This window comes from Sphingobacterium paludis, assembly GCF_004364125.1.
Lineage (GTDB): Bacteria > Bacteroidota > Bacteroidia > Sphingobacteriales > Sphingobacteriaceae > Sphingobacterium > Sphingobacterium paludis.
The window spans coordinates 256759-268441 of the sequence record NZ_SNZV01000004.1 but is presented as its reverse complement, the minus strand read 5'-3'; the positions used below and the strand labels follow the sequence as shown (position 1 = coordinate 268441).

9 protein-coding genes and 1 tRNA gene are annotated in these 11683 nt (G+C 42.1%); 5 read left to right on the top strand and 5 right to left on the bottom strand.

Annotation, left to right across the window (positions count from 1 at the left end; translation table 11 throughout):
- Positions 1-7 precede the first annotated feature (7 nt).
- The 5 genes from B0I21_RS09330 to B0I21_RS09310 all read left to right on the top strand — a co-directional run bounded on the left by B0I21_RS09330 (position 8) and on the right by B0I21_RS09310 (position 3230).
- Positions 8-79, top strand: a tRNA-Glu gene (locus tag B0I21_RS09330).
- Between the two features lie 139 nt (positions 80-218).
- A complete protein-coding gene (locus B0I21_RS09325) occupies positions 219-413 on the top strand; it encodes a hypothetical protein (protein ID WP_133640203.1) in 195 nt (64 codons plus the stop codon).
- Positions 413-685: a type II toxin-antitoxin system YafQ family toxin gene (locus B0I21_RS09320; RefSeq protein WP_133640202.1), complete on the top strand. Its 273-nt coding sequence runs from the start codon at positions 413-415 to the stop codon at positions 683-685. The genes B0I21_RS09325 and B0I21_RS09320 overlap by 1 nt, the downstream gene beginning before the upstream one ends.
- A 387-nt stretch (positions 686-1072) precedes the next feature.
- Positions 1073-1813 (top strand): hypothetical protein, encoded by a 741-nt coding sequence (locus B0I21_RS09315; protein ID WP_133640201.1) that lies wholly within the window; start codon positions 1073-1075, stop codon positions 1811-1813.
- A gap of 229 nt (positions 1814-2042) precedes the next feature.
- Entirely contained in the window at positions 2043-3230 is a 1188-nt protein-coding gene (locus B0I21_RS09310; protein WP_133640200.1) for a carboxypeptidase-like regulatory domain-containing protein, read from the top strand.
- A gap of 487 nt (positions 3231-3717) precedes the next feature.
- Here the strand turns inward: B0I21_RS09310 and B0I21_RS09305 are convergent, their stop codons facing one another.
- The 5 genes from B0I21_RS09305 to B0I21_RS09285 form a co-directional block, all read right to left on the bottom strand.
- The gene (locus tag B0I21_RS09305) at positions 3718-4374 is read right to left on the bottom strand and encodes a hypothetical protein (RefSeq protein WP_133640199.1); all 657 of its coding nucleotides are present in this window, start codon (positions 4372-4374) and stop codon (positions 3718-3720) included.
- A 241-nt stretch (positions 4375-4615) separates the two neighbouring features.
- The gene (locus B0I21_RS09300; RefSeq protein WP_133640198.1) at positions 4616-5701 is read right to left on the bottom strand and encodes a uracil-DNA glycosylase family protein; all 1086 of its coding nucleotides are present in this window, start codon (positions 5699-5701) and stop codon (positions 4616-4618) included.
- Between the two features lie 221 nt (positions 5702-5922).
- Positions 5923-7731, bottom strand: coding sequence for a RagB/SusD family nutrient uptake outer membrane protein (locus B0I21_RS09295; RefSeq protein WP_133640197.1), 1809 nt, complete (start codon positions 7729-7731; stop codon positions 5923-5925).
- A 21-nt stretch (positions 7732-7752) separates the two neighbouring features.
- Positions 7753-10851 (bottom strand): SusC/RagA family TonB-linked outer membrane protein, encoded by a 3099-nt coding sequence (locus tag B0I21_RS09290; RefSeq protein WP_243836006.1) that lies wholly within the window; start codon positions 10849-10851, stop codon positions 7753-7755.
- A 27-nt stretch (positions 10852-10878) separates the two neighbouring features.
- Positions 10879-11451, bottom strand: coding sequence for a discoidin domain-containing protein (locus tag B0I21_RS09285; RefSeq protein WP_133640196.1), 573 nt, complete (start codon positions 11449-11451; stop codon positions 10879-10881).
- Between the last annotated feature and the right edge of the window lie 232 nt (positions 11452-11683).

Here is an 11683-nt window from a genome sequence, read left to right as displayed (position 1 = left end):
ACAAAAAGGCCCGTTCGTCTAGGGGTTAGGACGCAAGATTTTCATTCTTGAAACAGGGGTTCGATTCCCCTACGGGCTACAAAAAAAGCGATTCCATTGGAGTCGCTTTTTGTTTTTACGGAGTGTCGGTTTTTTAGAAATCTTCTTTCGTTCCCTACCCAACAGCGAACAATCTTATTTTTTTGTAATTTTGAGAAGTATCATTAAAATTTGCGAATATGGAAATCACAATAAAGATAGATAAGCGAAGCAAGCAGGCTAAAGCATTCTATGAATACCTTAAAACACTACCTTTTGTAGAGCTTGAAGAAACCCGTTATAATAAAGATACTGAGAAAGCAATAAAAGAAGCTAAATCGGGCAAGGCGACCAAAACAACTCTTGAAGATTTCAGAAAAGAACTCTACTCGTAATGTATCAGCTTGAACAGACCGGGAGGTTCAAAAAAGATATTAAACTTGCCAAAAAGCGTGGTTTGGATATGCGACTACTCGATGAAGTCGTTACCCAATTGGTTGAAAAAGGCTCGCTCCCATTAAAAAACAAACCGCATAAGTTGACGGGTAATTATAAAAGATTTTGGGAGTGCCATATCCAACCCGATTGGCTGTTGGTTTGGGAACAGGACGACACAATAAAACTTGTTACTTTAATAAGAACAGGTACACACAGCGACTTATTTTAGGATTCGCTTTGATTGCCTTTAAAGAATTCCCGGAATTTAAAGATCGCCTGTTTGAACACGTTAAAGCAATATTCTAATATCCCTACGGGCTACAAAAAAAAGCGATTCCATTGGAGTCGCTTTTTGTTTTTACGGAGTGTCGGTTTTTTAGAAATCTTCTTTCGTTCTCCGCCCAACAGCCAACAATCTTTATTTTTAATAAATTAGGGGGAGTATTATTAAAATTTGCGGATATGGAAATCACAATAAAGATAGATAACCAAAGCAGACTAAAGAATTCTACGAATATCTTAAAACACCAGCTTTTCTATTAGACTTTTGCACCAAAAATCCCGTCTTCGGGAAGCTCGGGACCGCTATAGCTTGCACCCAAAACTGACACAGCGAATGACACCACGACTAATAACAATATTGACGCTCCTAATCGGACTTGGACTTTTTTCATACTCCTTGACTTTACCGTATTACAAAGGCCAAAGATCGGCAGACGATTTAGTTGGTAAATATTACGATATAGAGAAGTCTGACTATAACAAAAAAGAAGCGGAACGCAGAACAAGCAAAGTGATATTAATGGATTTAGGTTCAGGACTCGCGATTGCTTCAGCTACAATTTTGTTGTTTTTAATTTTTACAAAAGTCAAGACATTTAACGACTTTAAAAACAACAGGACACCCACTAAAACCGCAATTTTCATTTCTGCAAACATTGTTTGGCTTCTACTTTTGCCAGGCACATATTGGTATTACGTATTTCGTGGCGTACGCGGTGACTATCCTCCATTTGGAAACAGTATAGGAATTCCGTTAATGACACAAATACCATTCTATTTACTTTTACTTGTTCCGCTAAACATATTCATTCTCTTGACCACTATAAAAACAAATTTGCCGACCAAACTTTTCATTACACCAGACCAATACAGCAGGACAAAAATTTTTTGGGAAATATTCTTTTGGTTTTGGCTTTTAATAAACCTATTATTCTTGGTCGGTTTTGTGGCAGACGGTGATCATTTTTCAATTCCTGTAAGTTTGTTTTTTACCTATATACTGTTGGCTTTGCGAGCGGGACAAATGAGTAGAGATGAACAGACGATTTTGGCAGAGAAGGTGCAACATCCATAAAAATAAATCTTTTAAAATTGATATATTTGCAAGCGATTCGTCGTGCAAAAACGAATCTCCAGCCTGATACGATGTAAGCTGATTATGCTTGATCGTCTGCGATAATACGTGAAACCGTCTATCTACTATATGAACGTCGCCGCAGAGCGACGGCGTTTTTGCTACTTCACCAGTCAATGGATCGGCAGTGGAAAGCGCAGGCTATACAAACTATATGTACCTATAAGCAATGAAAAAAATAAAGTTTACCGTACTCCACCTATTTGCTCTTGTGTTGACCTCGCCTACTCTCTTTGCGCAGTCGTTTAAATTATCGGGTACCCTCATAGATTCGGTTAGCAATAGACCTTTGGAATACGTTACTATTTCGCTCTGTAACCGTTCAATAGGAACTGCTAGTAATCCAGATGGCAAGTTTACACTGATTGTTGATGCGCCTCATATTAGTGATAGTATTCGCTTTAGTCACGTGGGTTTCGAAACAAAAACTATTGCTTTATCGAAGTCCCTATATTCCCAAGGCGACGTTATTTTCACGCTGCATCCACTTTCTAGGGTACTCGAGGAGGTGACAGTACGTCCGCGTTCTATCGCAGATATTTTAAATTCGGCTATTCAAACAACAAATTCAAGCATCGCGCACAGCAGCATCCTAGATGTCTATTTCAGAGAGTTTGCTTACCTAGACGACGACCTCTTTAAGTTTGCCGATGCGGCCATTTTTTACAAGATCGATGCTGCGAATAAGAAAGTAAAGGTGGAAACGTTTGTGGCAGAATCGAGGATTGTGAAGGATTCTGTTTCGAGTGATCAAAAATGGAAGTCTGATGTAGAAAGCCTGATCGACGCGGACAAGTCTGCAAAAGAATTCTATACGATGGATTACTTACAGAAGTTCACCGGTAAAAATCGGGATATATATTTTGACTTTTCACTGCAAGACTTGGGCCAGGTGACGAAAATCGAAATTAACCCGAAGAGTACCATCCGGAAGTATCTCCCGTCTGCGATTGTATACATTGATCAGCTGACCAACCAAATACAACGCGTAGACTACGGCTATGACTCTCACCTGCAATATATGCCGTCGATCAATCTATTCGTTTTGAAATATGCGGTAAAAAAAGACTGGTCTACCAACATATATCATACAGGAGATCAGGTTTTCTTAAGATATAGCAAAGTCATGCAGGACATCGATTTCAAACTCGGCAAGAAAAGTGGTGTATTACGCTCTAATGTTGAAGTTCTCGTCACGGATGTAGCTGTAGAAGCAGACAAGCTAAAAGACATGTCTCTATTTAAAAATTCCTCTATAACAAAAAATGGAAACAGCTATACATCGCGGTTTTGGGAAGATCGCACGGCGATTATTCCTACGACGGAGGAATTGGAAGAGATAAAGCAGGGATTATAGCAGGGAATTCGAGTGCCATGAAATCTTTCCTTATGACGTAATCAATTTGCATAGAGACTCTCTTTTGTAAGTTTATGGGCAGTCTAAGGAGAAAAATCCACACCATGAAGGAGTTGTTTTGCATGCCGCAATTTGACAAAATTGGAAAGTTTACAAATACCTTAAGTTGGCAAGAGCACGCAAACTGTTCACACATGTATCTAACTCTTAAATAATTTCTCACATGCTGTGTAGAAAACCTGTCTACTATAATAGAAAGAATGAATTCTCCACCGGTAGCCTGTGCAGAGAAATCCTAGAAATCGACCTAAAGAACAAACGTTAAATGGAATTGCTTTTGGGGTAATAAGAAAAAACACGGTGTAAACAGCAAATGTGATTAGGAATGAAGAAGAAAGATCTCTACTTAAGAGAAGCCATTGGTACAGTTTAACTAGATCGGCTATACAAGCTATAGAAAAATCACTTATAGGACATCAAGCTAAAATCATTTAATAAGCTCCATAGTAGCTCTTACCTGATCCATATCGGGCTGCTTATCTTGGCACTGTTGCACGCCGTCTGGGTATACATCCGTCATAAACTCGTTATAATCCTTGCAATGCCGAAAAATGTTGAATTGCTCTTTCTTAAAATCCCACACCAGTCCCTTGCCCTTGATGGCATTGGCTGCTATAACACCTCCGGCAGCTCCACCAAGGCCGTACCCTAACCCCTGTTTCCATGAATTGGCCAGATCGAGTTCGGCATAGAGATAATTTGAGCCACCAATAAGCACCCTACAAAATGAACGTAGCGCATGTGTAGTTTCCGTTTTATCCTTTTTGTTGCAGTTCGTCAATACCGAAAGCGCTTGGAAATAAAGATCCCCTTTATGGGAAATGGCAAATATCTTCTTCACTTTCTTGTCGGAATCTTTGTAGTAGAACAAGCAGTGATCTGGAATAGAATCGTTTATAATCTTCGGTTTCATTGCTATGGTCTTCATGACAAGCTCATCGTTGTTATTTGGCACCTTTTTCAAAAAATCCTCTTTTGTCAAATAGATTCCCTCAGGGAAATTGGTCTCCATAGGTATGGCTACTTGTCCATGACAGAATATACCTACAGACAGTAGGAAGCCAATAATTAATGCTTTGATCATAATTTTCAAATTCAATTTAGACGACTAAATTATAAAATAATTTCTATACATTTAACCTAAAACATCTCAAAAAAATATTTTTGTTATTTCGAGTAATTTTATTTCAAAAAAATATTGTAAAAATTCTGACTACAGACTGGAAGTAGGATAGTATATAACGGCACAACAGCCCGAGGCGACTCGTATGATAAGGATCTTCAATAAGAATTATTGATCACCACTTATGTTCGTGATTTTTTCCTTAAATACGAGTCAGGTTTTGGGTATCAACCAATATCGCGTTATATAAATCTGCTAACGATGCTGCTTCATACGCATCGAAATACTTCTTTATTAACCAAGCTCCGTCTTTAACAATTTTTGGGCCTGCTACTTTTGAACAGTAGTGATCAGAAGAAAGAATATCCTTATAAAACCGATCTGCATTACCTTTATTTCCTGCATTCGCATCCCGAACGCCTAAGTATTTTTCGTTGGGTTTGATGACAATTTTAATTAACAGATTATCTCCATTTATTTTAACTGTTTTACAGCATTCAGCTTTTCGATCATTGGTAATGAATTGTTCGAAAGAAATATTTCGTAAGGAAGCTGCCATCAGGAATGCCGCTACCGAGAATTGCTCTGCAACTTTTCGGTCGAAAGCGAACGGCGTTAAACTTCTGTTCTCTATAAGTTCGATTAAGTTTGTGTTCAACGCTTTTATCTCGTCTCTTGAAATCGCTAAGGTAGACGGGTGGGGAATGGCAAAAACTTGTATTCCCTCAAATTCAGCGGACATTAGCAACCGTTTCTTGACACCATGCAATACCGCTTTTTTATTGCTAAACGGCAGTTTGTCAATACCGTTTGAAGTCCCTAAAACAAGTATTGTTTTGGGCTGTACTAGGCGGATCAGTTCTAGCGTTAATTCTTTGCATTGCTGTATAGCTTGGGTTTGATTGGGATCACTTAAAGCTTCATTGAATGATTTTGTGCTGATGTAATAGTAGTTTGTATAGGCATAATTATCCTTTTGCAGGATATCATTGATATAGGGTATTTGCTTTAATCCTCTGAATAGCGGCCAGCTTTCAAGCCCTTTAGAAAAAGTGGGATTACCTTTTAACAATCTTTCAACTGTCATTCTGCCGTTACGGAATTCCCAAGAGGGGTTGTCCTTTTGACAAGAATAGGTATATCCACCTCCTGGATTTAGTCCTATAAACAAAATATCTACATCCTTTTTGATCGGAGACTGCAGCGGGTAGAAATCTCTATTCAATTTTTCCGCAAATGGCGTTATGGTATCGATTACCTTGTCTGCCCAATTCTTTAACTGTTCCATTTAAATTGATCGCTAGTATTCATCGGCAATATAAAATTTAAACGTCACCGTGAAAAGCGGTCTTTAAAAAAGCGCTGTTACGTTCGCGACGACGCATTCAGCAAGTTGATAAAAATAGGCCGGAAGTATGACTTTCGGCCTAATTTTTATCAACTCTTTAATCCTGATGATTTACTTCATTAAAGATAGATTTGCTACGCAGAAAATGCCATAGAAATCTATTACCAGCCTGGATTTTGTACCAGGTTTTCATTTTTAAGTACTTCGTTATTTGGAATTGGGAATAGATAATCCCTTTCCGGGCGGAAGATGCGCGTTTCGATCAACGTTTTTTGATAGAAAGCATCCCCATCTGCTTGAAGATTTAATCCATATACCGGACCGCTATCGGTCGTAGCTGCAATTTTCCAGCGACGCGTATCGAAGTATCGCACACTTTCAAAAGCGAGCTCCACGCGACGTTCACGGCGGATGGCTTCACGCATGCCTTCTTGCGAGGTAGGCGCCGCAATATCTGCCGATCCGTAAAGCGGAACTCCTGCCCGGCTTCGAATTAAATTGACATAGCGTAAAATATCGGCATTGCCCGGGCTTGACTCATTTAAAGCTTCTGCATAGTCCAAATACACATTAGCTAAACGAAGTAATAGCGCACCACGAGAGTTACCATTTGCCGCCACGTTCTTGCGCACCGTATAACCGGTAGGCGTCACATCAGACGTACTCTGCACACGCCCCGAATTACCATTGTAATTAAAATTAGAGATGACGGCGGTGCTACTGTTCGCTTGATTCAGCCAGTAGCTGCCATTATAGGTTATGCCTACATAGAAGCGTGGTTCGCGGTTCGCATACATGGCAAAGGTAGTACGGTTAGCTACATCAAAAGGTGCGCGAAAACTGACAAATCCACTAGACATATATCCTGAAGCAGGGTTTTCGATAGGTAAACCATTGCGCATGAAGTACGCATCAACAATAGACTGTGTAGCGCCATGAGCGCCGCCGCCCTGCGCTGCAGAGGGAAAGCCCACGTGTTTCGGCGTGCGGTCGTACTGCATATTGTTGCCGCTGTTAGCACGAGCAAATATCCATTCTTTATTCCAATCTACAGTCATTACGTTTCTGCAGGCTAGATAGGCCGCCTGAAATGGATCCGCATTGGCTACCGTATATAGATCATAATAGTTAGGCACAAACTCATCAAGAAACTCCTTTGCCGCTGTTGCTGCTGTAGCCCATCTACCAGCATCAACACTTTGGTTATAGAGTGCTGTGCCATCTTTGTTGACGACCGAAGCGTAGTCCGGATTTCCGTTAAATAAAGGGCTCGCTTGTAATAACAGGGCTTGGGCCTTGTATGCCTTTACAACCCCTTTGGTAATGCGCCCAAATTCATCATTTACCGGCAAATACGGCAGGTTGGCATAAGCGATATCCAACTCCGAAACAATAAACGCGATACACTCATCGAACGGTGTACGGCTCAGTTTCAAGTCTTCAATAGGGGCGTTTAGGTCCAGTACCTCTTCGCCAAGGATAGGCACTGCGCCATACATACGCACCAAAAAGAAGTAATATAGAGCGCGCAAAGCGCGAGCTTCAGCTTTGTAGGTGGACTTCATTAAATCCGTCACTTCGGCTGAATTGGCAGCATCGATGTTGGCCATAAAGTAAGATGCATTCCGTATTCCTCGATAATAGTTCGTCCAAAAACCACTTACCGTTCCATCCGTATTTGCCCACACACTGCGATTCATATTGTTAGCATAGTTAAAATCCCAAGTATACTTGGAGTCGTCAGATGCCGCATTCCAAGGGCCTGCGTTGGTGGTTCCTACAAAACGCTGTGCGTGCTCATTCGGAAGTGTATTGTAAATGTTGGCCAAGAATCGATCCGTATTAACCTTTGATTGGAAAATCTTATCGATCGTAATGACATCATCTGGTACCTGATCCAAATAGTTTTTGCAACTAGATGCTATGCTGATCGTGAAAAGGATGAGGCAGATATTGATTATATTTTTCATGTCTTTTATATTAATCCGATATTAGAAAGAAGCTTGAACGCCTAATGTAAGTGTACGGATGTTTGGATACCGCGATCCATTCGAAGTATTCAATTCTGGATCCCATAATTTAAAACTGCTCCAGGTTAGTAGGTTGTAGCCTTGCAAGTAAACGCGTGCATTGCGCAACAGAAAACGCTCCGCAGTAGATTTTGGCAAGTTGTAGCCTAAATCCACGGTCTTCAAGCGAATGAAGTCGATATCTTTAATCCACCAGCTAGAGGCAACAGCGTTATTTCTATTCGCCGTATTACCATAAGCCAGACGTGGATAAAAGGGATTTGCTACCGGATTTTCTTCGGTCCAGCGATCTTCGGCAATGGCAAATAAGTTACTACGCTCAGCGCCCGTGCTATTGTTAAACGGGATGATACCATCTCCGGAAATCAGCCGCTCCGCACCAGACACGCCCTGGAAAAAGCCCCCAATGTAAAACTGTTTGTAGGTGAAATTTACGCCGAAGCCAAATATATGGTTAGGCACGTCGCCGTTGCCAATCCGGGTTATATCGTTGGCATCGATGATACCATCGCCATTGAGATCTTTATAACGGATGTCACCCAAACGCTGCTGCCCTAGCGCGGATTGATTGGCATGCGCGTCAATTTCGGCTTGAGATTGGAACAGCCCGTCGGCTACGTAGCCAAAATTAGACAGATAGTTTACCCCACGGCGCTCCATGTAAGGAAAGGGTTGGCGTGGCATATCATTTTCAATGACCTTGTCGCGGTTGAAAGTATATGTTCCGCGCATATCGACAAATACATTTCCAATCGGGAAAGGATTCAATTCTAAGGTCGCATCAAACCCTTTGTTTTCGATAATGCCCAGGTTACCCCAAGGAGCACTATTTAGACCCACAAAATTAGGCAATGATTCGCGCTGCAAAAACACACCACTACGGCGCTCCTTAAAGAAATCAACGACTAACGATAGCTTATTTTTTAGCGTATTGATTTCGATACCTAAATTCTGTTTATGAGCCTCGGCCCAGCGCACGTCGGTTCCGTAATCGGTAATGGCACCACCAGCGTATCCGACATTATTGGTGCCGTTTCCGAATGTATAGCCCCCCCCGTCAACATTGGTATTTACAAGTGTTAAGTAGCCAAACCGTCGGCCTCCATTTCCGCCATCACCCACAATACCGTTGGAATAACGCAATTTCAAGAAGTTGATGCTCTCTGCCAAAGGCTCGAAAAACTTCTCATTAGATACAACCCAACCTAGACCAAAAGAAGGGAAAAAGCCATATTTAAACCCTGGCGCAAAGTTCTCAGAACCGTTGTAGCCAAAGTTTCCTTCGAAGAAGTACTTGTCTTTGTATCCATACGTCAATCGACCAACAATACCTTGGTTACGGTAGGGCAGCGAGGATGTTACGTTGTCGGCAAACGCCCGCACCTCTTCGCGCTGATTGTACAGCAACATCGCTGTGATGCTGTGGTCGTCTGCAATCGTGGTGTTGTAGTTTAACGATGCTTCCGTATAAAACTGGCGATTGGAATCATTCGCCCTGGAAAAACCAAGGTCGTCAGAGCCCTGCGAAATAATGTTTAAGATAGGATTTCCGTCTGCATCGTATGGGAATAAACGGTTGATGAGGTACGTACTTCGCGTACGCGTTCTATTGATTCGGTGTGAGTTCCAAATGTCGAAAGAATACAGGGCGTTGAAGGTCAATCCCGGCACCCAAAAACTCAGATCCTGAATCAATCGTGCGTTAGACATGATTTGATTTCTAAATGTGTTTTGCGTTCCGGTTTGCGTAACTTGCCCGTATGGGTTTGGCTGTGCGCCGGCAGAACTTACGCCCGGCACAAAATTTCCGGGGTACATCACGGGATACAAAACAGGGTTGGTTTGCATAACATTGGCAAATGCATCCTGCGGGTTTACCCCCGGATAGTTCAAATTCGAGATATACCCTTGAATCCCTAACTCAAACTTCGTCGTCTTCGTCCAGTTCATACCCACGTTGGAGGTAAAATTGTAGCGCTTGAAACGTGTGGAAGCATTATAGCTTTGCAACGCATCCGTATTGAGCAAGGCCGTTTCATCGTAATACGCACCTGATATATAGTAGTTGGCAAAATCTGATCCGCCCCGGGCGCTAAAATTTGCACGCTTGTTATCAGACATGTCATTAAACAAAGCATCCATCCAATTCACATTAGGATATAGGTACGGATCGGTGCCTAGTATGGTATTGTTAATATAATTGTTGGAGTATTCAGGTGTCATGCCCGAAGCACGCTGCGCCTCGTTGCGCAGCAGCATGTACGTAACGCCGTCTGTAAGTTCTGGCCGCTGCGTGAAAGCCGTAATACCTTGGTTGTAATTGAACATCAAGGTAGGTTTTCCGCTATTGCCTTTTTTCGTAGTAATCAAGATCACACCGTTTGCTCCTGCTACACCGTACACGGACGTAGCCGCGGCATCTTTCAGTATAGAAAATGAGGCAATATCTTCGGGATCGAAGCTGTTGATGTCCCGACCTTGAACGCCGTCAACGACAACCAGTGGACCAGCATTATTCCCGGAACGATTAAATGTGGATATACCACGGATCCATAGGTCAGCGCCATCGCCGCCAGGCAAACCTGTCCGTTGCACACCGACTAAGCCGGCGATACGCCCCGCAAGGGTCGCACTAAGATTGGCTACGGGCTGTTTCAGGTCATCAATGTTGACGCTGGATTGCGCACCCACGACAGATATTTTCTTTTGCGCGCCAAATCCGACCACGACAACCTCATTGATACTTTGATTATCTGCCTCTAATGTGATGTTTAGGTTGGTGATATTGCCAATGCGGGTGATGTAGGTCTTGTAACCTACAAAGTTGAAGGTGATGGAGTCTCCACGTAAGGCGCGAATTCGAAAATCCCCCTGGTTGCCGGTAACCAAGGTTTCGCCGGTCGTTTTGTTTTGTACAGTGACACCACTTAGGGCGACTTCCAATTCGTCTCGTACAATACCAGAGACTGTTGATTGCAGGTTTTCTTGCCCATTGGCCTTGGTAGCCAATAGCATAGCAGCAAAACAGGCAATCATGAATAGTAATTTGCTATTATTCATAATTGTTTTTAATTGAAGGTAAATTTGTTAGTTAGCTTGACGATTTGGGTCGTATATCAATCGCCATTCTGCCATTTGGAACAGGCCGGTTCCTCCCCGGATTGCGGTTACATTCAATCTGTAATACCGGTATTTTGTAGCGTTCTCGATATCGAAACGAACTTTTTGCAGGCGAGAGGTAAACATGTAATCCGTTTTGCTGTCTAATACCGTCCAGTTTTCCATGTCGTTAGACCCTACCAGCTGCCAATTCTTTGGATCGCGATCCTGCGCATCGTTCGCTGATGCTAGCACGTAAGCAGATACCGCAATACCTCCTGGAAATGCTAACTGCATATACAGGTTTTCGCGATAAGGGTTGATCAGAAATTTAGAATTGTAGTCGTTATCGACCAGTTTCAGAGATCCTTCATTGCCGCCAGCGCCGCTAGCATTGTCGAAATTGACGGAGATTGTACCGGAAGAAGTAATATCCATCTCTGGTTCTTCCTGTTCGGGCAGCAGATCATATTGCCGAACGTTTTCCTTTTCACAACCACCGGTTCCGATGAGTATGCACCCCGCCAAGAGGGCATAAATAAGCTTGGTCCGCTTTTTCATAACAGGTAATTTAGTTTAAAACGATTTAGTTAATACCCAAATATAAGAACCTATATTCCCCGGCATTGTTAATGGATTGCTAATGAGTTGTTAACACATTGTTAACAAAAGAATTATAGAGGTTTTTAACTGAAAATTCACCTTGACGAATTTCTAGGTAAATAGGCTGGGGTGGCATTTAGAGGCCTCCTACTTTTTCGGCATCTGGCGGTAGATTATTTATACAAGATTT